Raw genomic sequence first — 25,316 nt, forward strand, 5'->3', positions numbered from 1 at the left:
GATGTTGTTCCTTCAATGCAGTTGCTTTGAAAAATAGACTTTCTTGCCTGCGCGGCCAGTCTCTTTCCAGCCGGCCTTGCGATAGAAGGCCTGTGTACCAGTCATATCCACATGGGTGGCGAGTTGCACCTCGCTGTGGCCCGCAGCCGCAGCGGCTGCCAAAGCCTGAGCGATCAGCGCTTTGCCAATCCCATGACCGCCCGCTTCGGGATGCACTGCAAGATTGGCAATATGCGCCTGAGTGCCCAGCACCAGAACGATGCCGCCACGGATGTTTCCATCAAGCTCTGCCACCCAGACGCTATGATCGCGGATATCGTCAGCGATACCTTCGGTGACAGGCGGTAGACCAAGGTGCTGGTAGCAGGCGTAAGCTGCATCCAGAGCTGCGGTGAAACCCGCGGCATCATCCTTGATGGCCCGGCGCAGGATCATCCGCGCAAGCTGCCACCTGTTGCCTTGCTTACCTTCTCGACGATTTTGGCGCTGACCGCCTCGATATCTGCATCCTTGAGTGTTGCCACGGTCGGCTGCAGACGCACCGTCACGGCGAGCGATTTTTTGCCCTCACCGAGGCTCCCTCCGATGAACTCGTCAAAGACGCGCACATCGGTGATCAGCGCCTTGTCGGCGCCTGCGGCGGCATTCACCAGCGTAAGCGCTTCAATCTCTGCATCGACGACAAAGGCAAAGTCACGCTCGACTGCTTGCAGATCGGTTGCGGCCAATGCGCTACGTGTGGAGGTCTTTTTCTTCGGTGTCGGTACGTCATCCGGCCAAATGGTAAAGCCCACGACAGGCCCTTTGATGTCCATCTCGCGCAGCACTTTCGGGTGCAGTTCGCCAAAGACAGCCAGCACCTTTTTCGGCCCCAGACAGATTTTGCCATGCCGCCCAGGATGCCACCAGTCAGAGGCACCGCGCAGGATTTGCACCTTCGCAGGGGCGCCGACTGCAGTCAGGATCGCCTCGGCGTCCGCCTTCGCATCATAGAGGTCAACGCCGCGTGACGTGCCATGCACATCCTTCGGCCCGGTCCGACCAATCAAGACGCCAGAGACCAGCATATGCTGCTCACCCGGCTCTCCACCGTGGAAACCGGCACCGACCTCAAAGAGGGCCATATCCATGAAACCACGCGCCTGATTGCGGGCCGCTGCACGCAGCAGACCACCCAGCAGGTTCGGCCGCATGTGCGACATTTCCGAGCTGATTGGATTCTCCAGCATGGTCGCATCATCGCCACCGCCAAAGAGCTTTGCCGTCTCAGCATCGATAAAGCTGTAGGTCACGCATTCATTGTAGCCTAGCGCCGCCGCCGTGCGCCGCGCGGCCTGCTGACGCCTTTGACTGGCGGTCAGGATTGGCTTGGGCACGCCCGCATCGATACGCGGCAATGGCTTGCCTTCCAGCTTGGTCAGTGACGCCACACGCGCGACCTCTTCCACCAGATCAGCTTGACCCTGCACGTCGGGCCGCCATGACGGCACATGCGCCATGTTGCCTTTCATGGTGAACCCAAGGGCGGTCAACGTTTTACGCTGGGTCGCTTCGGGGATATCCATGCCAACCAAGGAGATCACGCGCTTGACGTCCAGTTTGTAGGCACGTGATGTGTCCGGTACCACGCCTGCCTGAATAAGCTCAGAGGCCTCGCCACCAGCATGATCCACGATCATGCGCACAGCATGTTCCAATCCTACAGGGGTGAAAGCTGGGTCAACGCCACGCTCAAAGCGGTAGCGCGCGTCTGAGTTGATCTTGAGCGCGCGACCTGTGTAGGCGATCTGGATCGGGTCCCAATAGGCGCTTTCGACGAAGACGTTCACGGTATCCTCGGTGCAGCCTGTGTCGGCCCCGCCCATCACACCCGCGATGCTTTCAGGACCGTTGTCATCGGAAATGACCATTTGGCCCTTTTCCAGCGTGTAGTCCTTGTCATCCAGCGCTGTGATGCTTTCGCCACCTGCGGCGCGATGCACCCGCAGATTGCCATGCACCTTATCAGCGTCAAACACGTGCAGCGGGCGGTTGAGATCATAGGTGATCCAGTTGGTCACATCGACGAGAAAACTAATCGGGCGCAGGCCGATCGCGCGCAACTGCGTTTGCAGCCATTCCGGGCTAGGGCCATTCTTGACGCCTTTGATCAGACGACCGCAGAAGACGGGGCAACCATCCAACGTGTCATCGTCAATCGAGACGTTCAGATCAGATTTGAAAGCGGCGGTCACAGGATCAACCGTCATCGTTTTCAACGTCCCCAAGCCACGCGCCGCTAGATCACGGGCAATGCCGCGCACGCCCAACGCGTCGGGGCGATTGGGAGTGATGGCGATCTCGATCACAGGGTCAACGCGGTCTGGCTTATTCGCGGCCAGCCAATCGGTGAAACGTTCACCAACTTCGCCAGACGGCAGTTCGATGATGCCGTCATGTTCATCGGACAGCTCCATCTCGCGCTCTGAACACATCATGCCGTAGCTTTCGATGCCACGGATTTTGCCGACGCCAATGGTCGTATCGATGCCGGGGACATAGGTGCCAGGGCTGGCGATCACGACAGTAATGCCCGCGCGGGCATTCGGCGCACCACAGATGATCTGGGTCGGGCCGTCGGCGGTATCGACCTGACAGACCTTTAGCTTATCCGCATCAGGGTGTTTTTCCGCGCTGACCACCTTGCCGATCTTGAAATCCGCGAGGCGTTCGGCCGGGTTTTCGATACCTTCGACCTCAAGCCCCAAATCGGTCAGGGCATATTCAATTTCAGCAACCGTGGCGTCGGTCTCAAGGTGGTGTTTCAGCCAAGAAAGCGTGAATTTCATGGGTCTGTCCTGCGGGTTAAATCTGTTGGGGTCGGCTTAGCGTATTGGGGGATTGGGGGGAAGAGGCGTGTCGGAGCGAACCCCGACCTACATAGGCCGGAGTTCACCCCGGCGCATCATGTCAAAGCTCGCGCCCGGCCAAATCCTCAACCAGTTCGAAATGTTCAAACACCAGCATCATTTCGGGATCAAAATGGCCGTTCCGTTTGAAAAACGCCTTATGGTCCTTGCGCCAACCCAGCAGCGCGTCGTTTTCACCCTCGGCCAAGGCCATCTCTTCGGTCACATCGCAATAGCGGATTTCCTGCACATGCGTCGTGCGGATGACCAGTGCGGGCGTGCCATCCCAATTCGCCGCGATATCGCACCGGCCGACGACGGGCATCGCCTCTGGCTCGCCTTCAAAATCCGCCAGCGCCCCGCAGGTGGCGGTCTTTTTGCCTTGGCGGACAAGGGCGATGAGGCGTTGGCAAAGCTCAGCGCTATCGCCAAATTTGAACGTGCCTGCGCCGGGGTAGGTGTCTTGTAGGTCTTCGGTGTCGTTGGTCATTTGGTGGCTCCGTAGGGTGGGTGAAACCCACGCGTGGTCGTGGTGGTGATATCAGAACGCGTGGGTTTCACCCACCCTACGATTTGCGGTTTTTCCAATAATTGTGGTGCGCAAAGGCAAACGGTCCAAGAATAATTTGCACCGAAAAAATTGCGATCAGAAACACCCAACCCGGTATAAAACCTGCAGATAACACAACAACGACACACGGTAGAAAACTCAACAGCGCTCCGCGAAACTGAGACATCCGCGATACCTTTTCATAGCTCCAGTCATAGTAGGCGCCAAGAAACACCCCGACGAGATACATCTACCGCGACAACCCACCATGCAACGTCGGCTGATCTAGCGCCGCAAACCCATAGTGCCGCAGCCAGCGCAAGTCACTGTCAAAGAACGCCCGCAAGTCAGGTATCCCGTATTTCAGCATCGCGATCCGGTCGATACCCATCCCAAAGGCAAAGCCTTGCCAGTCCGCCGGATCAATCCCGCCAGCCTCAAGCACTTTGGGATGCACCATGCCAGAGCCCAGAATTTCCAGCCAGTCGTCGCCCTCGCCGACTTTCAGCGTGCCGCCTTCCCATGAACAGCGGATGTCGACCTCTGCCGATGGTTCGGTGAAGGGAAAATGCGATGCGCGGAAGCGGATATCGACGTTGTCGACTTCGAAATAGCTTTTGACGAACTCTTCCAGCACCCATTTGAGGTTTGCCATACTGATGTTCTTGTCGATGGCGAGGCCTTCGACCTGATGGAACATCGGCGTATGCGTCTGGTCATAATCCGCGCGATACACACGACCGGGGCAGATGATGCGGGTGGGGGCGCCTGAGGCCTCCATCGACCGGATCTGCACCGGGCTGGTGTGGGTGCGCAGCACGTGAGGCGGGCGGTTATCGCCTTCGGCACGATGGGTATAGAACGTGTCCATCTCGGCCCGTGCCGGGTGGTGGCCGGGAATATTGAGTGCGTCGAAGTTATACCAATCGCTTTCGATCTGTGGGCCCTCGGCAACGCTGAAGCCCATATCCGCAAAGATCGCGGTGACCTCTTCGGTCACTTGGCTAATCGGGTGGATGGTGCCCCGCCCACGTGCGCGCGACGGCAGGGTCACGTCGAGCCATTCACGGCGCAAACGTGCATCAAGGGCGGCATCGGCCAGCCCGGATTTCTTTGCGGACAATGCGGAATTAATCTCATCCTTCAGCGCATTAAGCGCGGGACCAGCGACTTGCCGTTCCTCGGGTGTCATCTTGCCCAGCTCTCGCATCTTCAGGCTGATCTCGCCCTTTTTGCCGACAGCCTGCACGCGGAGGTCCTCGATGGCCGCTTCATCGGCGGCATCGGCAATCAGACCAAGGTATTTTTGTTTCAGTTCGTCCATCGGGTCAGCCCTTAGCAAGTGTTAGGGCGGTGCTAGCGAAATGGGTGCTTGGTTGCAAGCATGCCAAGGCTGCGCGCGCCGTTGACCGCAGGCTGAGGCGGCCCTAAACCTTGGAACCTAATGTTGGGCCACAAGCAGGCAACCAACGGGACCGGCAGGTCTTTCTGGAGAAGATCAACCCGTTCGACCCGTCCAACAGCTGACACATCCATAGCACCAATAGCCCGGCGGTCGATGATGGGCGGATATCCGAGGGAGGGGCCACTGTAGCAAGGTTTCCACAGCGGCAAAGTGTGCCTGCGGCGCGGGCAAGCCGTTAGATAATCCAGCTGATCGCAAGGTAGCTTGCCAACCCATAAAGTGAAACGAGGCTGATGCTCATGGAAATGCCGCGCAGCCCGTCAAACCCTGCAAGATAAGAGAAGCTATGCCCGATCCGCCCCGCCGCAAAGCCCAGCACCCATACCTGTGCGGCGAGCACTACCGGCGAGACAATGCTGACTAAAGCAGCAAGAATAACAAAATAGACGACGTTCTCGGTCGTGTTCCTATGTGCATTGTGGCGTCTCTCGAGCTCCTGCAATCCTTTTGCCGAAACATCTTCCGGCACGTGGTTGCTTGCTGCCCACTCCTCTGGCGTTGCGTGCATGTTGTACTTCAACCGAGTGAGTTCGGTGCTTGTCATCAGCCATGTGTGATTTCCCAGCAGCAACACCGCGCTGATCGACAGCGCAATAACCACTGCCGGTTCAGGGATTGCGATGATGGCAGGGGTTACGCCAAACAGCAGTAGGTTTGCCAGAATGCCCAAAAGGATCAGGGCAATGGGATAGGCAAGAATGATCCGGGTGAATTTCGCCTTGCGGGATGCGTCTACGTCCATGGAGAACCTCGTTCATCTGCTTTTGTGTCAGGTGGCGTTCACAAAGCGATTGCGCAAGTCATGGGGGACAGTTCCGTCCTGATCGTGTTGAAGGCATCAGCCTGTGAGATGGGTAAACGGTGTTGCGACCCTAACATCGCGCAGCTGACACTTTGTCAACTGCGCGGAATGTAGTGATGTTACGACGGATCAGGGATCCGCTTGGCTTTCGCCACCGCAGGTCGCGCAAAAAACCGCTCAACATATGCGGGCACGTTTTTGAGGTCGTGATAGCCGACCGCGTCCTTGGTTCCGTAGAATTCCAGCGCGTTGATCCAGGGCGCAATTGCCATATCGGCAATGGAAAACTCGCCCGCGATCCAGTCTTGTCCTTCCAGCGCCTTGTCCACAACCGCCAGCAGGCGGATTGCTTCATCGCGGTAGCGTTCGCGCGGGCGGGGGTCTTCGATGTCTTTGCCGGCGAATTTGTAGAAAAAGCCCATCTGCCCCAACATTGGCCCAAGCCCACCCATCTGAAACATCAGCCATTGGGTGATCTTTGCCTTTTCGGCAGCTGTAGAGCCGAGGAATTTCCCCGATTTTTCAGCAAGATAAAGCAATATTGCGCCACTTTCGAACAGGCCAACCGGACCATCGGGGCCGTTGGGATCAATGATCGCAGGAATCTTGTTGTTGGGGTTGAGCGACAGAAACGCGTCGCTTTTTACATCTTCATCCTTGAGCGTGACGAGATGCGGTTCATAGGCCAACCCCATTTCTTCAAGCGCGATGGAGACCTTTACACCGTTGGGTGTGGGGTAGGAGTAAAGCTGGATCACGGAAGGATCCTTCGCGGGCCAGCGTGATGTGATCGGGAAAGCGGACAGGTCAGCCATGACGCGACCTCCTTTTCTGAAAATTTCTGTTCACTCAAGTTAGGGGGAAACGCCGTGAATAAAACCCATGGCACTGTGGGTAAATATCGGTATGAATGTGCGCAGTTGCGCAGTGGGCATCAGATCTGCGCGTCAACGTGAACAACAGTGGGGAAACTATGCTAAACGAATTCAAAGACTTCATCGCCAAGGGCAATGTTATGGACATGGCCGTCGGTATCATCATCGGTGCGGCCTTTACCGCGATTGTTACATCGCTGGTGGGCGATCTGATCAACCCGATCATCGGCCTTGTGTCCGGTGGTGTTGACTTCACCAACAACTACGCCGTGCTGGGTGGCGACGTGCCAGAGGGCGCATCGCTAGAGGCCGCGCGTGAAACCGGCGGCTCGATCTTTGCCTATGGTGCTTTCATCATGGCGATCATCAACTTCCTGATCATCGCGTTCGTGGTGTTCATGCTGGTGCGCTACGTCAACAAGGTAAAAGACGCTGCCGCCAAGGAAGAAGAAGCAACACCGGAAGCGCCAAAAGGTCCAACCGCAGAAGAGTTGCTGGCTGAGATCCGCGATGCGCTGAAGGCCAAAAGCTGATCCAGTGATCCGAAAGTAGAAGAAAGGGCCCGCTGCATCAGCGGGCCCTTTCTTTTTGCAATTGCCAAAATTGAATGGATGTATTGCATCTGAGCTGCTCAATTGTCGGCGTAGTTGGTGATTTGAGTGCAGCGCTGCGTGAAGTCATAGAGGTTGTCGTCAGCGTTGGTAGCCAACAGTATGCTGTATCTTGCGCCCTATCCCGGTGGGGTAAATGCCCACTCTAGATTTCACCCTACGGCGGCGTCTCAACAAGAAACGCGCGCCTAGCAAAGAACCCGAAATTAGGGGCAGCTGTCACCGGTGCAAGTAAACAGATCGGTGCTTACTTTGATGATACCCATCGCCGCGACATCGACGATAAAGGCCTTGTCTTCGAGCCCGACCAAGCGGCCTTCGATGGTTGCCGCCCCATTTGTCAGGACAACCTCGCCGCCGAGCTGAGGCTGGCTGGCGTCTTCGGGGCAGCCTTCGCCTTCGCAACTCACCCTGTCGATATCAACCCGGAATTCACCAAAATCGGTCGCAATCACGTATTGGTCGTCTGTGATCTGCAACAGGTTGCCAGAGAGGGAGATGGTTCCGTCAAGCGCGGTCAGCACCAGCGGTGGCAGGGTTGGCACGATGCGGATACTTTCGGGGCAGGCAAGACCGATGCACGACGCACCCTCAAGCGGGACGGCAATCAGCCCGACTGAGGTTTCCAGCCGTGCGACATTGTCATCATATTCGATCATTTCCCCAGTGATCCCTTCACCTCCATCCAGCCGGAAGGTCACCGTATCGGCGGTTTGGGCTAGGCTGGGCCCGGTGCAAGCGAGCAGGGCCGACAGCAGCAACAAGCTGTTGCGCATAAAGTGAGTTTTCATTTTGTTGCTGTTCGGCTTGCGAGGCGCTTGTTCCACGGTATCGTCCATATATTCTGGTATTTTCTGGACAATGCCAGTGATGCAATTCTTCGGGTGTTTCAAGGCGGAAAAGCGCGAGCGTCTGCATCTTGGTTTGCGTCCTGCGCTGCTACACCCAAAATTCCGGCACTTGCATGTCCTAGCCTCGGCAAACCAACAAGAAAGCCAAGGCTGTTATTCTAAACTCTTTAAAAACGCCGTGATCGCATCGGATACAAAACCGGGCTGTTCCAGCGGGGATGTATGCCCTGCATCAGGTACTTGTACCAACTGCGAACCGTTGATCGCCTGATGCATTGTCTGGGCATCTGCTGGGGGCGTCGGTATGTCCTCGGCGCCCACCATGATCAGCGTTGCGGGCGGTTTTGTGAGGGCGTGCAATTTGTCCATCACATCGTCCCGGTCAAAGACGGCGCGCCCGAAATGCCGCACGGATGTTTTGTTCAATCCGCCGATGTAAGCCTTCCAGCTCTGAAATTCGATCTGCCTGTCGGGATCTGTCCGAAAAGTCGGCCCCATCAACAAAGGCAGCACCTTGCCCAAAAGCGGCCGAATGCCCAACAGCCGCACAAAGAACAGCAGTTGATTGTATTGCTTCAGGCTGGCGGGGTCCTCTGCCCCAGCGCCGGTATCGATCAGGATCAGTGAGTTGATCAGTTCGGGCCGCTTGAGCAACAGCCGCATCCCCACATAACCGCCCGTTGACATGCCCACAAAATGCGCTGGCCCATCGCAGAGCGCATCGATCAGCCCTGCCGCATCATCCACCAGATCATAGATCCCGAAAGGTGTCAGGCAGGCGTCACTTTCGCCATGCCCACGATGGTCGTAGGCAATGACCCGATAGGTCTGGCTGAGTGCCGCAATCTGTGCGGCGAACATGCGGTGGCTCATCAGATAGCCATGCGAAAACAAGATTGTTTCGGGACCTGATCCTGCCATCTGATAGTGCAACTGCCGTCCGTTGATCGCGATTTTGGGCATTGAGGCGCGTCCTATCAGTTTGGCTGGGACGCTATAGGGCGACGGGCCGCGCGGCAAGTTTGCGCAATAGGGCGTTAGGATGTGTGTGCAGAGTTAGGCCGCTTTGAGAGCCCGAAGCGACTGGCGCTTTGGCGCCAGCGACTGTTGGCAAAAGCGGGTTTCAGACACCCGCGCCACAGGCCCGCCAACAGTTGGATATCCACGATACCAATTGCTTTTCCGCTCAAACACATCCTTTGCCGGATATCCGCGCTCGGTGATCTGCTGTCCCTACTCCTTCAACGCTAGCGCAGGCGATAGCACGTCGATACCGAGCGCTTTGCCCACGGCATAGTACGTCAGCTTGCCCGCATGCACGTTCAGCCCGTTCAACAGATGCGGATCGTCCTCGCAGGCCTGTCGCCAGCCCTTGTCCGCCAGCGCCAGCATGAAGGGCATCGTTGCGTTGCCTAAGGCAATCGTTGACGTCCGCGCCACAGCCCCCGGCATGTTCGCCACGCAGTAATGCATGATCCCGTCAACATCATAGACCGGGTCTTGGTGTGTGGTCGCCTTGGACGTTTCAAAGCAACCGCCCTGATCAATGGCCACGTCCACAAGGGCGGCACCCTGTTTCAGCTCTGACAGTTGCGCCCTTGAGATCAGCTTGGGGGCAGCCGCACCGGGGATCAGCACTGCACCGATGATAAGGTCGGCTTCGCGAGCCAGTTCAATCGTGTTTCCTGCGCTGGCGTAGCTGGTCTTGAATTGCCCGCCAAAGACATCATCAAGATAGCGCAAGCGAGGCAGGGACCGGTCGAGTACCGTGACGTCTGCGCCCATGCCCGCCGCGATCTTGGCCGCATGGGTGCCAACAACACCGCCGCCGATCACCACAACGCGGGCGGGGCCCACACCGGGCACTCCGCCCATAAGCACACCACGCCCGCCGTTAGCCTTCTGCAAGGTCCATGCGCCCACTTGCGGGGCCAGTCGCCCGGCGACCTCTGACATTGGTGCCAGCAGCGGCAGGCCGCCGCGGTCGTCGGTCACGGTTTCATAGGCGATGCAAGTCGCGCCCGAGGCCATCAGATCATGGGTTTGCTCGGGGTCGGGGGCGAGGTGCAGGTAGGTAAAGAGGATCTGACCCTCGCGCAGCATCTTGCGCTCAACGGCCTGTGGTTCCTTGACCTTGACGATCATCTCAGCGGTGGCAAAGAGATCGGCGGCGGTTCCCGCAATCTCGGCCCCGGCTGCGATATAGTCTTCATCGGTAAACCCAGCCCCTGTGCCAGCGCCCTGTTCCATCACCACGCTATGGCCGTGGGTGACTGCTTCGCGTGCGGCGTTTGGCGTCAGGCCGACGCGGAATTCCTGCGGTTTGATCTCTTTTGGGCATCCGATACGCATAATCTGTTCCTTCATGTTCTGAGTTGGATGATCTGCCTAGGTCAGAGCAATGTCAGACGGTTTTTTCCTTGTTGTTTGCGTTAACGTTGGTAGAAATATGCGTAGTTGAGGCGGTTTTTCGAAGGAACGTGCGTTAGATGCAGTTGGACAGTATTGATCGTCGAATCCTTGAGATTTTGCAGAAGAAGGGCCGTATCTCGAATGCGGACCTTTCAGAGCAAGCCAATCTATCGGCCTCTGCCTGTCACCGGCGCGTACAGCGCCTAGAAAAGGTAGGTTTTATTCGCGATTATGTGGCCCTGCTAGACCCGCGCAAGGTGGGTCGCCCGACAACCGTTTTCGTCGAAATCACGCTGAGCGGGCAAGCGGATGAGGTGCTGGATGCCTTTGAAAAGGCCGTCGCGCGGGTGCCTGATGTGCTGGAGTGTCATTTGATGGCAGGCACAGCGGATTATCTGCTCAAGGTTGTGGCGGGTGATACTGAAGATTTCGCTCGGATCCACCGGCGCTATCTGGCGACATTGCCGGGGGTGGCGCAGATGCAGTCATCCTTTGCGCTGCGCACGGTCAGGCAGACGACGGCTATGCCGGTTTGAGGGGACGCGCGAAACTTTCAAATAGACTTCTTTTGCTGTCTTCGTGCAAAAACGAGCCAATAATTGCCGAAAATAAAGTTTTGCTGTTTTGACTTGTTTCGGATGGGATGTTCTTGTGGCACGTGGGGGCGATCGTGCCTGCGGGGCAGTCACGATGATGAAGGAATTGATGGATGTGTGTTCTTTGTGGTTGCGTCGGGTGTGGTGCTGATGACTATTTGGATTCTGGTACAGATCAGTTCAATCTGCTGGACGGTGATCCTAGCCCTAGTCGCACGCTCAACCTAAAATGGAACAATGATACACGCGGGGCACCCAGCGGTGAAATCACGTGGTCCATGAACCTTGCAGGTCTGAGTATTGTCGCAGGCGCAGACATCGAGGACTATCGGCAAGCAACATTTGATGCGCTTGCTACTTGGGCCGCAGTTGCAGGGCTGACATTTCGATTTACGGGATCGGCGACGGGATCTGACATCGACATCAATGTAGAACCTTTGACCAACAGCACCATTGGTGTTGCGCGTTATAGTTACTTCGCCGGCGATTTTAATGGCAACGGGATTGAGCAGTTTTCCGAGGTCGACGTGTCAATGGATCAACGTGAGACGTGGATTGCCAATGGCAACGGCGGCGGGTTCACATTCTTCCAGGTGATGCTGCACGAAATCGGTCACGCCCTTGGCCTTGATCACTTCAACGTTGCTGATTCCATCATGAATGCGACCGCCAATAATGGCTCTCGGACGCTGGGTGATGATGATATTGCGGGCATTCAGAATCTTTATGGTGAGCGGCAGTGGTCGAACGCGGGTGAAGATGTGAATTTCGAGTTTGTCGGTGTTGGACAGACCGCGAATGCGCGCGGCGGCAATGACACCTTGAGCGGAACAGCACTGCGCGATGTGTTTTATGGCGGTGCAGGCAATGATGATCTTTTGGGTCAGGGCGGCAACGACTTCTTGCTGGATACACGCGGCGACAATGATCTGTTTGGTGGTTCCGGCAACGACACAATTGTGGGCGGAACAGGTGTTTTGGATGGTCGCGGCGAGGCCGGCAATGATACCTTAATTGGTGGTATTGGGAATGATGTGCTTGATGGTGGTGCGGGCAACGACGTCCTGCGAGGAGATCCGTCAGGCAGCTTTATTTCCGGTAATGATCGACTGATTGCGGGTTCTGGCAACGATGTCCTTGAGGGCGGCGGCGGGGCTGACACATTTGTCTTTGATCGCAGCAATGGTGCGAACCGGATTACAGACTTTGAAGTCGGGCTTGATGAAATCGAGCTTATTGGCTTTAGCCTTGGGGATGGCACTTTGGAAGTCGTCGGGGATGACACCGTGTGGTCGGACAGTATCGGCGGCTTGACCCTGAGCATCACTTTTGAAGACGTAATTCTTGACGCATCGGACCTTATGTAATGACTGAATTGAGTAGTCGCAGCGCTGTCGCTGTGGTAGCAGCGATTGGCCTCTCTGCCTGTGGCAGCGCAGGCGGAGGCGGTGGCGGAGATGGCGGCGGAACCCCGACAGAGCCGACCAGTGCAGCGGTAGAAGTGCCGCCAAACATGAACTATCCCGACCTATCGAATAGGATTTCTGGCACTTCCGAGGTCGCCTATGTCGTGCTTCGCAACGACCTTCCGCTTTATGAAGATGGTGTTCAGGTCAACCAGCTGACAGGTGCCGTGAGCGGCGGATTGCTGGCAAGTACTGATCTTGACGATGCCGAGTTCTTGAACCCTGCGAACGGTGAATTTTCCCGTATCGTGCGAATTTCGGGCAACAACGTATTTGGGGCTGTCGGGCTTGACGTCTTGGCCGGTGATTTGCCGACCAGCGGCGTGTCGAATTACAACGAAGGCTGGGTTGGCATGACCGCCACCTTTTCAGACAATGTCTATGTGCTGACCGGCAATGCAACGTTCACGGTGACTTGGGACGGGGTGGGCGATATTGATGGCCGTTTCTTCAATTTGTCCGGCACGGCTGCGCAAGGCGGTTCTGTCACTAACGGGGGCACAATCATCCTGACCAATGGCGGTCTGGATGCCAACGAACGGTTCAGTGGTGGCTCTGTAACCGGGACCGGCATCTTTGCTGATCTGGGTGGCACCAGTTCAACGTCGGGCACCCAGGGTGCATTCTTCGGGCCCGATGCTGACGAATTGGGTGGCGTGCTGCGTATCAACGACAATACAGAAGATATTCAGGTTTTCGGCGCCTTTCAGGCCGACTGATCAGTCCTTACTGACCTTACCTTGCTCCGGCTCCAATCCGTATGGCCGCGCCAGATACCGCCGATGCTTTAGCGTCACTTGCTGGACCTTGGCGGGTTTCTCTGGGCGTAGGTGCACTATGGCTTCTGCCGCTACCAATCCCGTCCCTGCACATTCGGAATGCCATTGAGATGCCGGCCCATTCTGGGCCGCCGCGCCGGGGCTTGCAGGCTGCGCAATATTGGCTGTGCAGCTGGCCAAAGAAACAGCTATGCGATGACGCTGCGGTCAGTGCAGTTGCCGCGATTGGCGGGGCACTGACCACCGGTGATTGTCAGCGCAACAAGAGACAGCATTAGACTGGGTTTTTTGCGGCGTTCAGCGTCCTGATCCGCCTGTTGCGAGTTGTCGGGCCCGGCGAATGGATGATACAACTTAAGGGAGTTTTCTAATATGGTTACTAAATTGGAAATCAGGTCGTTGGACGAATTTCTAAGTAGGCAGACGAATAGGAAAACTCGCTAAGATAATCGATCTCATATTTGGAAGTTTGAAGTGCTAAGAAAATCAGGAATCAAGATGTCTGCCCTATTGATGGGTCTTACGTTGGCGGCATGTGTTGCGCCGACCGACCAGCAAACACCACCACAGGGTGGAGTTGCGTCGGAAGCAGATGACAGTCAGAGCGTAGCAGTAGAACGGGCCGCGCCCGCAGTTAACCCTGTTGTTACGTCGGAATTCGGTGGCGGCGGTCTGAATTGGTCAAGAGCTGGCGGCGTCAAGTTTCGGTATACCGCCATTGAACAAAACGGCGAAGTCTATATCTGCGGTGCCTTTACTGGGCGTGGGCCATCAGGCGCGCGAAAGGCAAACCGTCTGGTCATGCGTGAGGCGAAAGTCACTGCGAATGGCAATCTCATCATGCGCAGTTTGCGCTTTTTCTCCGAAGTGTCGAACGGACATTGGGCAACCGATCTGATCGGTGTTGAAACGTCTTGCGGTTCAACCGGACAATCAGTGGATGCCCTCCCGTTGGACGCGGTGCGTGTCGAATTGCGCGAAGGTCGGTATAGGGTGCAACTTTAACTTTAACTTTAACTTTAACTCTAACTCTAACTCTAACTCTAACTCTAACTCAGGCTGGGGCGGGTTTCTTTGCGATGCAAGAGACCCGCCATTTTCTTACCGCTACAGCCCCAGTGTATCGAACCGTCACGAATGGCTGAATTTCGTCAACTAATGCTGTCGCGGTTGATTGGCACGTTTATCCCGACTCTTGGTCAAATCATGTGTGCAGAGGTTGACCGTCATTCTCAGTCGGGATGGTCGTAGGTTCTTGTTGTAACGGGATCAGCGGATGGGGTTCACAACGGATATCAAGCGGCAGTTGTGCCCTGAACGCCCAAGCAACAACGGCTTCAGCGCCGCTCCCCCCTTCCCCTTCCACGCCGCCCGCGTTAAAGGGGCGCATCTGAAACAAGGAGCCAGCCAAATGGGCTATCGAATCGTCGTTGTCGGCGCCACTGGAAACGTGGGCCGCGAAATGCTGAACATCCTCGAAGAGCGGGCCTTCCCGGTTGACGAGATTGCCGTACTTGCCAGCCGCAAATCGCTGGGCACGGAAGTTAGCTTTGGCGAGAAGACGTTGAAAACCCAGGACCTTGATGCGTTTGATTTTACGGGCTGGGATATGGCGTTGTTTGCTGTCGGTTCCGACGCCACCAAGATTTATGCGCCCAAGGCCGCGAAAGCGGGCTGTGTCGTGATCGATAACTCTTCGCTTTATCGCTATGATGTCGACGTGCCTTTGATCGTGCCGGAAGTGAATGCGGATGCGATCCACGGCTATGCCAAGAAAAACATCATCGCGAACCCGAACTGTTCGACCGCACAGATGGTTGTGGCACTGAAGCCATTGCATGACCGCGCGACCATCAAGCGCGTTGTTGTCAGCACCTATCAATCTGTGTCTGGTGCCGGCAAAGGCGGCATTGATGAGCTCTGGGACCAGACCAAGTCGATGTATAATCCCACAGACGACAAGCCGCCAAAGCAATTCACCAAGCAGATCGCCTTCAACGTGATCCCGCATATCGACAAGTTCCTCGATAGCGGTGAGACCAAAGAAGAATGGAAGATGGTCGCCGAGACGAAAAAGATTGTCGATCCAAAGATCAAGGTGACGGCGACTTGCGTGCGTGTGCCAGTATTCGTTGGGCACTCTGAGGCCGTAAATATCGAGTTTGAGGACTTCCTTGACGAAGACGAAGCGCGCGACATTCTGCGCGAAGCACCCGGTGTGATGGTCATCGATAAGCGCGAAGACGGCGGTTATGTGACCCCTGTTGAGTGTGTCGGTGACTTTGCGACCTTCATCAGCCGTATCCGGCAGGACAGCACGATTGATAACGGTCTGAATCTTTGGTGCGTGTCAGATAACCTGCGCAAGGGCGCGGCGTTGAACGCAGTACAGATTGCAGAGCTCTTGGGCCGTGAGTGCTTGAAGAAGGGCTAAAACTGCCTGAAAGATCTTGAAAGGGGCGCCCTAATGGGTGCCCTTTTTTATTGATTGCAACTGTATGAACGGAGCCTCATGTCGCGCCTCCAGTAATCCCGGAACTTTTTTGCCGACCCACCCAAGGATCGGCCCCTGCTATCCGTCAAACCCTGTATAACGACAAATGACATATGCAGGAGACCACTCATGTTTCGCCTCTTTCTCACCACTAGCCTGATCGCCCTCGCTGCCCCTGCGATGGCCGATACGTTCACCGCCAAAGCCCGTGTTGACACCGTCACGATCTACCCTGGTCTTGCGACTGTGACCCGCCAGATCACGTTAGAGGTGCCCGCAGGCCAGCATCAGATCATTGTGCCAGAATTAACGCAATCTCTGGCCAGCGAGGGGCTGCGTGTGGCTGCGCCTGCGGGCACGCAGGTGGGCGCTGTCAATCTGGCCTATGACCGTCTGCCGGTCACCCCTGATCTGAGCGCCCCAGAGGTTGTCACTGCCCGCGATGAGGTTGAGCGGTTGGAAGGCGCCCTGCGGGACCGCGATGCCGAAATCGCCCAGATCCGCTTGCGTGTGCAGGCCGCCGATGAACAGATCACCTTCCTTCAAAGCCTTTCGCAAGCGAGTGCGGGCGAGACGTTGAATGCGGCCAGCATCGCTGACATTCAGGCGCTGGCACAGATGGTCGGGGCAGAGGTTCTGGCCGCGCGGCAGACCGCATTTGATGCCGAGCAAGATGCACAGGCCGCTGAGCGTGACCGCGAGGACGATGTCGAGGCCCTCAACGATGCCAAACGCGCTTTGGCGGCATTGCTTGCGCCCAAGCAGGATGGCTCTGTCCTGACTTTTTCGCTGACCGCGGCTGACGCTGGCGAAGTGACTATCGATATCAGCACCTTGGAAGGCTTTGCCAACTGGTCCCCGGTCTATGACATGCGCCTGACCACCGGCGAAGATGCCGGTATGGAGATCGACCGCGCCGTGGTGATCGCCCAGAACTCCGGTCAGGATTGGAACGATGTGCAGCTTGTGCTGTCCACGGCCCGCCCCGGCGAACGAATTGCCCCCGGAGAAGTCTTTGCCCCGCTGCGCCGGATTATCTCAGAGGATGATCTGGAGCGCGAAGAGGGCTTTATGATGCAGGCAGATGCTGTCTCGACCCTGTCGCGGGGCATGGTCATGGAGGAGGCGGCAGCGGCCCCAATGGCCGTCACGGCGCAGGCTGATTTCAGTGGTGCAACCGTGACTTACACCTATCCAACCCGCGTCGATATCCGAAACGGAGTCGAAGACCTGCGACTGGCTTTGGATGTCGTCTCGTTGGACGCAACGGTCTGGGCCGAGGCTGTGCCAAGTCGCGATGATATAGCTTACCGCATGGCCGAATTCACCAATACGACGGACGAGGTGTTCCTGCCAGGGCAGGCGCTGCTCTTTGCCGATGGCACAATGATTGGGTTCAGCCATCTGCCTTTACTGGCGGCGGGTGCGGATACCGACATGGGCTTTGGCCCGCTGGATGGTCTGCGGTTGACACGTGCGACCCCGAACAAGACCGAAGGCGATCGGGGCGTGTTTTCCACCACCAACGCGCTGACAGAGCAAGCCGTGATGAGCGTAGAAAACCTGACCGGGCAGGACTGGGATGTGTTGCTGCGCGACGTGGTGCCTTATACCGAGCAGGAAGACCTGGAAGTGGAATTCACCGCCACCCCCAATGTGACGCGGCGTGATCCAGAGGGCCGCCGTGGCGTGCTGGAATGGGATTTAGAGGTTGCCGCAGGCGAGACGCAGGACGTGACGCTGGACTACACGCTGACATGGCCGGACGGGTTTGTGTTGCGCTAGGCCGTGGCGTAGGCTGTGCCTTTTGAGCAGAAGGTAACCTGATGAAACCAACGCCAAACCGCGCCCTGATGCCGGACTATCTGCGCCTGATTGCCTTATTTGGTATCGTTGTCGTCAACGTCCAGTTCATTGCCTTCTCGGCCTTGGCCGGCGGTGCTTTGCAACAGGCGCAATCTGCGGCTGACGCCGTGACTTTGTTTTTGGTGAATGGCCTCGCTCTGTCAAAAACCTATGGTCTGTTTTCCTTCATGTTTGGCGTTGGGCTGGGGTTTTTGGTGCGGTCAACGGGGCGACGGGATATGCCGTTTGGCAAGGTTTATCGCAACCGGATGATAGGCCTTCTTGTGCTGGGTATCGCCCATGGGTGCCTCTTCTTTCCGGGTGATATTTTGGTGATCTACGCGATCACGGGTTCGATCCTTTATCTATTTCGCGATTGGCAGGTCGGGCGCCTTGTGAGGGTGGGCGCTGTTCTTTTGATTTTGCAGGCCGTTGTCGTGTCATTGCTAGTTTTTTTGCCTGACGAGGTGCCTGCCGAGTTTCTTGCGTTCGAACGCTCTGCGCTGATCGACGGTGGATTTTGGGACGCGGTGCTTCTTCGTAGCATCGGCTTTTTGTTCACGCTGCCAGTGCTGTTGTTGGTGCAGGGCATCTCGGCACTTGGCTGGTTTTGCCTTGGCTTGGCGGCGGTCAAATCAGGTATGATCGACGCTACCGATCACCCTTTGTGGCGGCGTGCGCGCCGGGTCTGTCTGGTACCCGGTCTGGTGCTAAGCCTTACGGGTGCTGCGATTTGGCAATGGTATGCGCCATCAATCGGCGAAGCGGTCACCATGATGGTGGCACCCTTGGCCACGCTTGGGTATATTGGATTGGTCGCCGCCATCGCCCGCCCACCGGGTCCAGCTATGGCGCGTGCACTGAAGGCTGGGGGATCAAGCCTAAGCATCTATCTTGGTCAGTCGATCATCCTGACAACGATCTTTTCTGGCTATGGTTTCGGCCTGTGGGAAGAGGTCAACCGGCTGACCGCGACATTGATTGCCATCGGCGTGACGATAGCCTTGATCGTGGCCCTCTCGGTCTGGCGGTTGTGGTTTCGGCAAGGACCGTTTGAGTTGCTGTTGCGACGGATCACCTATGCGGGGGTGGCGGCAAAAGCGGTGTGAGCCTTGATACGAAAAGGGCCCCTCGCGGGGCCCTTTGTTGTTCACATGTTCGGATAATTCGGCCCGTCGCCACCTTGCGGCACCGTCCAGGTGATGTTCTGGCTTGGGTCCTTGATATCGCAGGTTTTGCAGTGGACGCAGTTCTGGAAATTGATCTGGAACTTTGTGTCCGCCCCTTCACCGACAAATTCGTAAACACCTGCCGGACAATAGCGTGCGGAAGGCCCTGCGTATTTGGCAAGGTTCACATTCACCGGCACGTCAGCGTCGGTCAGGTGCAGGTGCGCAGGCTGGCTTTCCTCGTGGTTGGTAAAGCTGAAGGACACGTTGGTCAGCCGGTCAAAAGAAAGCGTGCCGTCGGGCTTGGGATAGTCGATTACTTTGTGCTTGCTTGCTTCTTGGGTTGCCTCTGCGTCCGATTTGCCGTGCTTGAGCGTGCCCAGTATGCTGATGCCAAAGGTATTCATCCACATGTCCGCGCCGCCGATACCCAAGGAGGCCAGCAGGCCATACTTGGACCAGAGCGGCTTGACGTTGCGCACTTTCTTCAGATCGTTGCCAATCTCGCCTTTGCGCACAGCTGCGTCATAACCATCAAGCAGGTCGCCGCCACGCCCGGCCTTGATCGCCTCAATCGCGGCCTCGGCCGCAGCGATGCCGGATAGCATGGCGTTGTGGTTGCCCTTAATGCGCGGCACGTTGACCATGCCGGCCGCACAGCCCAGCAAAGCACCACCGGGGAATTCGAGTTGCGGCATGGATTGGTAGCCGCCTTCGGAGATGGCACGCGCGCCGTAAGCGACCCGCTTGCCGCCTTTAAGCAGCTCGGCCACCTGCGGGTGATGCTTGAACCGCTGGAATTCCATATAAGGAAAGACATGCGGGTTCTTGTAGTTCAGGTGAACGACGAAACCCACGTAGACCTGATTGTTCTCAAGGTGGTAGATGAACGACCCGCCGCCTGCATTGCTGTTCAGTGGCCAGCCCATTGTGTGGGTCACGGTGCCTTCGCGGTGTTTTTCCGGGTCGATTTCCCAGATTTCCTTCATGCCAAGGCCGTATTTCTGCACATCTGACTTGGCGGCCAGATCGTATTTCGCAATCACTTCTTTCGACAGCGAGCCGCGCACGCCTTCGCCCAGGAAGACGTATTTGCCGTGCAGCTCCATGCCGGGTTCATACGATGGGCCGGGGGTGCCGTCGGCGTTCTTGCCGAACTCACCAGCGACAACGCCTTTGACTTCGCCGTTCTCGCCATAGACGACCTCAGAACAGGCCATGCCGGGGAAAATCTCGACGCCCATTTCTTCGGCTTGTTCGGCCATCCAACGGCAGACGTTACCCATTGAGACAATGTAATTGCCGTGGTTGTTCATCAGGGGGGGCATCAGCATGTTGGGGACGCGGACCTGACCGGCCTCACCCAGCATATAAAAATTGTCTTCTTTCACGGGCACGTTCAAAGGCGCGCCTTTTTCTTTCCAATCGGGGATCAGTTTGTTCAGGCCAACCGGATCAAGGACCGCGCCAGAAAGGATGTGCGCGCCAACTTCAGAGCCTTTTTCAAGCACCACCACATTGAGATCGCTGTCCAACTGTTTGAGGCGGATCGCGGCGGACAGACCAGCAGGTCCAGCACCCACGATCACTACGTCATATTCCATCGCTTCGCGTTCAATCTCGGCCATCGGCAAATCCTTCAAACTCTTGGGCGGGTGCCCTTTTATTTAGCGTCGGCAACGGTTACCTCAAGGACAGCCTTGGGGCAATCAGGACACGACGTCAAATAAGCCGGGCGCGACACCAAATCGCGCCAAAGCCTTGACTCTGAGCGTCCCAGATAGGCTATGAACGTTCGATTGACACTTTTTGCCCCGGGAGGGGGCACAACATGGACAAGATACCATTGACCCAAGCTGGCTTTGATAAGCTGGATTCAGAGCTCAAGCACCTCAAGACGGTAGAACGCCCGGCTATTATTCGTGCGATCGCCGAGGCACGCGAGCATGGTGATCTGTCCGAGAATGCCGAATATCATTCCGCCAAGGAAAAGCAGTCTTTTATCGAAGGCCGCGTGAAAGAGCTCGAAGGTGTGATTTCGCTTGCCGATGTCATTGATCCGACAAAGTTGTCCGGCACCATCAAATTTGGTGCCACGGTCGAGATCGTGGATGAGGACACGGATGAAGAAAAGACCTATCAGATCGTTGGAGAATACGAGGCAGATATCGAGAGCGGCAAACTGAACATGAAATCGCCATTGTCCCGTGCCCTGATAGGCAAGGACGAGGGCGACAGTGTTGAGGTTCGCACCCCCGGCGGCGCGCGCTCTTACGAGATATTGTCGATCCGCTATAAGTAGAAACCAACCTAAGGTATGGTGCAGCAGCAGATGAGCGATAAGGCAAAGCAGGCAGAGGGTTTAACCCAGGGCGAGGCGATTGCGCTGGCTTTCTGTTTTGGCTGGATCGTTGTCGTTGGCATGTTTTTCTGGACCCTGCCAGAGGCGGCCGAGGGGTTGCGCGGCCTTCCCGGACCGATGCTGATCCTGATGCCTTTGGCCATCATTCTGCCCGTGGCGCTGATCGCTGTCGCCGGGCTGATGGCGCGGGCGAACCGCAAGCTGCGCAAGGATATTGGAGAACTTGGCGTGGCCTATTATGATTTGCGAAACGTGCAAATCGCGCAGGCCGGTATGCAAAACGCCCCGGTCCAGACCGCCACCCCACAGGCCGCAGAACACCCCGCAGCGCCGCCCCCCACATCGCGCTTCACATCGCGCCGCGAAGTCTCGCGTCTGATCGTGCCACGTGCCGCTCCGCAGGCGCCTGCCGATCAACCGGCATTGGCTTTTGAAGCCCCTGCCGAGGACACCAACCCGCCGTTGGAACGCCCTGATCTGATCCAGGCGCTGAACTTCCCCAATGATGAGAATGACACCGAAGGCTTTGCCGCCTTGCGCCGTGCGTTGCGTGACAGATCCGCGCGTAAGCTGGTGCAAGCCAGTCAGGATGTGCTGACTTTGTTGTCCCAAGACGGCATCTATATGGACGATCTGCGCCCTGATCCGGTTGAACCGGCCCTGTGGCGCCGATTTGCCAAGGGCGAGCGTGGTCAATCCGTCGACCGTCTGGGTGCCATCCGCCACCATGATGCACAGATCGCCATCGCAGGGCGCGCCCGCGAGGATACGATTTTCCGCGATGCGGTGCATCATTTCCTGCGTTGCTTCGACCAGATGCTAATCACCTTCGAAGAGCATGCCACCGACACCGACCTGCTTCAGATGGCCGAGACCCGCACCGCCCGCGCCTTTATGCTGCTGGGCCGCGCCACCGGGACGTTTGACTAACCCCGATGTGGGATATTTTCCTTCAGACCCTGCCATTTTTCATGTTGATTGCTCTTGGTTACGTCTCTGGGGTGACCAAGTTCTTTTCGGAAGAGGCGACAGCTTACCTCACCAAATTCGTGTTCTACTTTGCGCTTTCGGCAATGCTGTTTCGCTTTGCAGCGAACTTGTCATTGGATGCCATTCTGGATTGGAAATTCGTCTTTGCCTATCTGGCGGGTACGACCGTGGTTTACCTTTTGGCCAACTGGATTGCCCTGCGCCGTGGTCTGCCAATGGCAGAGGCCGCAGTAGAAGGCCAATGCGCGGTCGTTGGTAACGTAGGTTTTTTGGGCATCCCGATGCTGGTCCTGTTGCTGGGCGAGGCGGCCATTGGCCCGGTGATGATGGTGCTTGCGGTTGATCTGATCGTCTTTGGCAGTTTGATCGTGATCCTGATCACGGGTTCACGCGATGGGCGCATGTCACCGATGGTACTGGTGACGGTGGCCCTTGGCCTGATCAAGAATCCGATGATCGTGTCGATTTCTCTGGGTTTGATCGTGTCGGCCTATGGGATGCGGATCCCTGATCCGGTGAATGATTTCTTGTTGCTTCTGGGGGCTGCTGCGACACCAGGGGCGCTATTTGCGATTGGCGCTTCGCTGGCCTCCAAATCGGCAGAGCGGATGGCCGTCGCGGGCTGGTTGAGCCTGTGCAAGCTCGTGCTGCATCCGGCGGCTGTCGCCGTTGCCGCACTGCTTGTGTTCGATATCGATGCTTACGCCGCTGGCGTGATGATCGCGGCCGCGTCGTTGCCGGTTGCTGGCAACGTTTACATCTTGGCACAGCACTATGGTGTCGCCCCATCCCGCGTCTCTGCCTCGATCCTGATTTCGACTGCGATCAGTGTTCTGAGCGTCTCTGTCGTCATTGCGTGGGTGACAAGTTTCTAAAGCTGCGCTAGCCCTTGAAGAAACGAAAGGGCGTGTCATGGAAGTTTTATCTGAAAATCGCTGCTATGGCGGCACGCAGGGTGTTTATTCTCATACCTCTGCGGCCTGTTCGTGTGACATGACGTTTGCGGTGTTTCTGCCCGAAGAGGCGCAGCATGGCCCGGTCCCCGTTTTGTGGTTCCTGTCGGGGCTGACCTGCACCCATGAAAACGCCATGACCAAAGCAGGCGCGCAGGCCTGGGCGGCAGAACAGGGGATTGCGCTGATCTATCCCGATACATCGCCGCGTGGCGATGATGTGCCCAATAATGAGGCCTACGATCTGGGCCAAGGGGCTGGCTTCTATATTGATGCAACGCAGGCCCCTTGGGACAAGCATTTCAAGATGTGGACCTATGTGGCCGAGGAATTGCCTGCATTGCTGGCCGAAAAGTTCCCACTGGATATGTCGCGCCAGTCGATCGCGGGTCATTCGATGGGTGGTCATGGCGCTTTGACGATGGCGATGGCGTTGCCGGGGCGGTTCCGGTCGGTGTCGGCCTTTGCGCCGATCTGTCATCCCTTGGCAAGCGACTGGGGACGCAAACAGTTTGCCGCCTATTGGGGCGATGAGGCGAACTGGGGCCCGCATGATGCGACCGTGTTGATGAAGGACGTGGGCTTTGACGGTCCGGTCCTGATCGACACCGGCACCGACGATCAGTTTGGCAATTTGCTGGGAACAGAGCATCTGGCGGCCGCTATGGCCGAGAAACGTCAGGAAGGACAGATCAGGCTTCAGAAGGGCTATGATCATTCCTATTTCTTTATCTCAACCTTCATGGAAGACCACGTCGCGTTCCACGCCGAAGCGCTTTATCGATGATCTACGTTGATGCCGATGCCTGTCCGGTCAAAGCCGAGGTGGAACGTGTCGGTACCCGTCACAAGATGCGCATGTTTGTGGTCTCGAACGGGGGCATTCGGCCTTCGCCCAATCCGTTTGTAGAGACAGTTGTCGTGCCAGACGGCCCTGATGTTGCGGATATGTGGATCGCCGACCGGGCGACCAAGGGCGATGTTGTGATCACTGGGGATATCCCCCTGGCGGCGCGTTGCATTGAGAACGGCGCGCTGGTGCTGAAACACAATGGTGAAGCTCTGACCCAAGCCAATATCGGCAATGTGCTGGCTACCCGCGATCTGATGGCCGACATGCGCGCGGCTGATCCGTTCCGGCAAGGTGGCGGTAAGCCCTTCGGCAAGGCGGACCGGGCGCGGTTTCTGGATGGGTTGGAACGCGCCGTCCGCGCGGCGGCACGGTTATGAAACAGATGTCGCCTGCCAAGCTCGGTGCGATCTGTGCGGCGATTTCCGTTGTGTTCTTTTCGATCAATGATGTGGCCATCAAGTTTCTGAGCGGGGGGTACGCCCTGCATCAGGTGGTACTGATCCGCTCGGTTATCGGTCTTTTGGTGATCGTGGTGATCATTGCCCCGATGACGACAGGCTGGGCCATCGCCCGCACCAAACGGTTGCCCATGCATATGCTGCGCGGGTTGTGCGTTGTTTTCGCCAATATGACGTTCTTTCTGGGGCTGGCGGCGATGCCATTGGCGGATGCCGTGGCGATTTTCTTTGTCAGCCCGCTGGTGATCACCATGTTCTCGATTCTGTTTCTGGGCGAGGTCGTCGGCCCCCGCCGCTGGGTCGCAATTGCTGTGGGATTTGTGGGTGTTCTGGTGATGATGCGCCCCGGCACGCAGGCCTTCCAGGTTGCATCTTTACTGCCGCTGGCGGCGGCGTTCTGCTATGCGGGCATTCACATCATCACCCGCCGCATCGGTGGCACCGAGAGCGCGACGACAATGGCGTTCTATATCCAGATCATGTTCATCATTGTGGGTGTCCTTTTTGGTCTGATCGTGGGCGACGGGCGCTTTGGCGATCAGTCCGACCCATCACTGGCGTTCCTGTTCCGGGCATGGAGCTGGCCTGTGCCCGCCGACTATCCGGTGTTTGCCATTATCGGGATTGGGATCGGTATCGGCGGATATCTGATTTCGCAAGCCTACCGGGTTGCCGAGGCGTCGTATATCGCACCGTTTGAATATCTTGCCCTGCCAATGTCAGTTGTCTTTGGGATGCTGGTTTTTGACGAATATCCCGGCGGATGGGACTATCTGGGGATGGCGCTGATCTTAGGGGCGGGCCTGTTCACAATCTGGCGCGAGGCGCAGACCAAGCCTGATGCTTTACAGCGCCCCTTGCAGCGTTAATCTGAGCGAAGGCAAAACGAGGGCAGTA

The 25,316-nt window shown here is 57.1% G+C and carries 24 protein-coding genes; 14 read left to right on the forward strand and 10 right to left on the reverse strand.

Annotated features, from left to right (window positions below; genetic code table 11):
* Positions 1–12: 12 nt before the first annotated feature.
* From DHN10_RS02365 to DHN10_RS02400, 6 genes are all read right to left on the reverse strand, one after another.
* The gene (locus DHN10_RS02365; protein WP_108813632.1) at positions 13–435 is read right to left on the reverse strand and encodes a GNAT family N-acetyltransferase; all 423 of its coding nucleotides are present in this window, start codon (positions 433–435) and stop codon (positions 13–15) included.
* Positions 432–2,828 carry a phenylalanine--tRNA ligase subunit beta gene (gene pheT, locus DHN10_RS02370; protein WP_108813633.1) on the reverse strand — a complete coding sequence of 799 codons (2,397 nt, stop codon included), beginning with the start codon at positions 2,826–2,828 and terminating at the stop codon, positions 432–434. Before pheT ends, DHN10_RS02365 begins: the two co-directional genes overlap by 4 nt.
* A gap of 121 nt (positions 2,829–2,949) precedes the next feature.
* A complete protein-coding gene (locus DHN10_RS02375) occupies positions 2,950–3,378 on the reverse strand; it encodes an ASCH domain-containing protein (RefSeq protein WP_108813634.1) in 429 nt (142 codons plus the stop codon).
* A gap of 310 nt (positions 3,379–3,688) precedes the next feature.
* A complete protein-coding gene (pheS, locus tag DHN10_RS02385) occupies positions 3,689–4,762 on the reverse strand; it encodes a phenylalanine--tRNA ligase subunit alpha (protein ID WP_108813636.1) in 1,074 nt (357 codons plus the stop codon).
* A 316-nt stretch (positions 4,763–5,078) separates the two neighbouring features.
* Positions 5,079–5,645 carry an MAPEG family protein gene (locus tag DHN10_RS02395; protein ID WP_108813638.1) on the reverse strand — a complete coding sequence of 189 codons (567 nt, stop codon included), beginning with the start codon at positions 5,643–5,645 and terminating at the stop codon, positions 5,079–5,081.
* A gap of 179 nt (positions 5,646–5,824) precedes the next feature.
* Positions 5,825–6,520: a glutathione S-transferase family protein gene (locus DHN10_RS02400; RefSeq protein WP_108813639.1), complete on the reverse strand. Its 696-nt coding sequence runs from the start codon at positions 6,518–6,520 to the stop codon at positions 5,825–5,827.
* 158 nt (positions 6,521–6,678) lie between these two features.
* Here DHN10_RS02400 and mscL point away from each other — a divergent pair, with 158 nt between their 5' ends.
* Entirely contained in the window at positions 6,679–7,113 is a 435-nt protein-coding gene (gene mscL, locus DHN10_RS02405; protein ID WP_108813903.1) for a large conductance mechanosensitive channel protein MscL, read from the forward strand.
* 284 nt (positions 7,114–7,397) lie between these two features.
* Here mscL and DHN10_RS02410 read toward each other — a convergent pair whose 3' ends face one another.
* From DHN10_RS02410 to ald, 3 genes are all read right to left on the reverse strand, one after another.
* Positions 7,398–7,982 (reverse strand): hypothetical protein, encoded by a 585-nt coding sequence (locus tag DHN10_RS02410; protein ID WP_159086893.1) that lies wholly within the window; start codon positions 7,980–7,982, stop codon positions 7,398–7,400.
* 213 nt (positions 7,983–8,195) lie between these two features.
* Positions 8,196–9,005 (reverse strand): alpha/beta fold hydrolase, encoded by an 810-nt coding sequence (locus DHN10_RS02415; RefSeq protein ID WP_108813641.1) that lies wholly within the window; start codon positions 9,003–9,005, stop codon positions 8,196–8,198.
* A 270-nt stretch (positions 9,006–9,275) separates the two neighbouring features.
* Positions 9,276–10,394, reverse strand: a complete 1,119-nt coding sequence (gene ald / locus DHN10_RS02420) for an alanine dehydrogenase (protein ID WP_108813904.1) — start codon at positions 10,392–10,394, stop codon at positions 9,276–9,278.
* Positions 10,395–10,531: 137 nt separating this feature from the next.
* Here ald and DHN10_RS02425 point away from each other — a divergent pair, with 137 nt between their 5' ends.
* From DHN10_RS02425 to DHN10_RS02455, 7 genes are all read left to right on the forward strand, one after another.
* The gene (locus DHN10_RS02425; RefSeq protein WP_108813642.1) at positions 10,532–10,990 is read left to right on the forward strand and encodes an Lrp/AsnC family transcriptional regulator; all 459 of its coding nucleotides are present in this window, start codon (positions 10,532–10,534) and stop codon (positions 10,988–10,990) included.
* A gap of 173 nt (positions 10,991–11,163) precedes the next feature.
* Positions 11,164–12,417 (forward strand): matrixin family metalloprotease, encoded by a 1,254-nt coding sequence (locus DHN10_RS02430; protein WP_108813643.1) that lies wholly within the window; start codon positions 11,164–11,166, stop codon positions 12,415–12,417.
* On the forward strand, positions 12,417–13,235 hold the full coding sequence (locus DHN10_RS02435; protein WP_108813644.1) for a transferrin-binding protein-like solute binding protein: 819 nt from the start codon (positions 12,417–12,419) through the stop codon (positions 13,233–13,235). Before DHN10_RS02430 ends, DHN10_RS02435 begins: the two co-directional genes overlap by 1 nt.
* Positions 13,236–13,793: 558 nt before the next feature.
* Positions 13,794–14,300: a hypothetical protein gene (locus tag DHN10_RS02440; protein WP_108813645.1), complete on the forward strand. Its 507-nt coding sequence runs from the start codon at positions 13,794–13,796 to the stop codon at positions 14,298–14,300.
* A 406-nt stretch (positions 14,301–14,706) separates the two neighbouring features.
* Complete coding sequence (locus DHN10_RS02445) at positions 14,707–15,729, forward strand: aspartate-semialdehyde dehydrogenase (protein ID WP_108813646.1); 1,023 nt, start codon at positions 14,707–14,709, stop codon at positions 15,727–15,729.
* Positions 15,730–15,918: 189 nt separating this feature from the next.
* Positions 15,919–17,574: a DUF4139 domain-containing protein gene (locus DHN10_RS02450; RefSeq protein WP_108813647.1), complete on the forward strand. Its 1,656-nt coding sequence runs from the start codon at positions 15,919–15,921 to the stop codon at positions 17,572–17,574.
* A gap of 41 nt (positions 17,575–17,615) precedes the next feature.
* Complete coding sequence (locus tag DHN10_RS02455) at positions 17,616–18,743, forward strand: DUF418 domain-containing protein (protein ID WP_108813648.1); 1,128 nt, start codon at positions 17,616–17,618, stop codon at positions 18,741–18,743.
* 41 nt (positions 18,744–18,784) lie between these two features.
* On the opposite strand, the gene DHN10_RS02460 is transcribed toward DHN10_RS02455, so the two are convergent.
* Positions 18,785–20,431: an electron transfer flavoprotein-ubiquinone oxidoreductase gene (locus tag DHN10_RS02460; protein WP_108813649.1), complete on the reverse strand. Its 1,647-nt coding sequence runs from the start codon at positions 20,429–20,431 to the stop codon at positions 18,785–18,787.
* Between the two features lie 203 nt (positions 20,432–20,634).
* Between DHN10_RS02460 and greA the strand changes: the two genes are divergently transcribed.
* From greA to DHN10_RS02490, 6 genes are read left to right on the forward strand one after another with little or no spacing between them, the layout of a single operon-like run.
* Positions 20,635–21,105, forward strand: a complete 471-nt coding sequence (gene greA, locus DHN10_RS02465; protein WP_108813650.1) for a transcription elongation factor GreA — start codon at positions 20,635–20,637, stop codon at positions 21,103–21,105.
* 30 nt (positions 21,106–21,135) lie between these two features.
* A complete protein-coding gene (locus DHN10_RS02470) occupies positions 21,136–22,095 on the forward strand; it encodes a hypothetical protein (RefSeq protein ID WP_234416959.1) in 960 nt (319 codons plus the stop codon).
* Between the two features lie 5 nt (positions 22,096–22,100).
* Entirely contained in the window at positions 22,101–23,030 is a 930-nt protein-coding gene (locus DHN10_RS02475) for an AEC family transporter (protein WP_108813652.1), read from the forward strand.
* Between the two features lie 37 nt (positions 23,031–23,067).
* Positions 23,068–23,895, forward strand: a complete 828-nt coding sequence (gene fghA, locus DHN10_RS02480) for an S-formylglutathione hydrolase (RefSeq protein ID WP_108813653.1) — start codon at positions 23,068–23,070, stop codon at positions 23,893–23,895.
* A complete protein-coding gene (locus DHN10_RS02485; RefSeq protein ID WP_108813654.1) occupies positions 23,892–24,338 on the forward strand; it encodes a YaiI/YqxD family protein in 447 nt (148 codons plus the stop codon). Before fghA ends, DHN10_RS02485 begins: the two co-directional genes overlap by 4 nt.
* The gene (locus DHN10_RS02490; RefSeq protein WP_108813655.1) at positions 24,335–25,288 is read left to right on the forward strand and encodes a DMT family transporter; all 954 of its coding nucleotides are present in this window, start codon (positions 24,335–24,337) and stop codon (positions 25,286–25,288) included. Before DHN10_RS02485 ends, DHN10_RS02490 begins: the two co-directional genes overlap by 4 nt.
* Positions 25,289–25,316: the final 28 nt, after the last annotated feature.

The sequence above is a fragment of the Loktanella sp. Alg231-35 genome (assembly GCF_900143545.1).
GTDB lineage: Bacteria > Pseudomonadota > Alphaproteobacteria > Rhodobacterales > Rhodobacteraceae > Yoonia.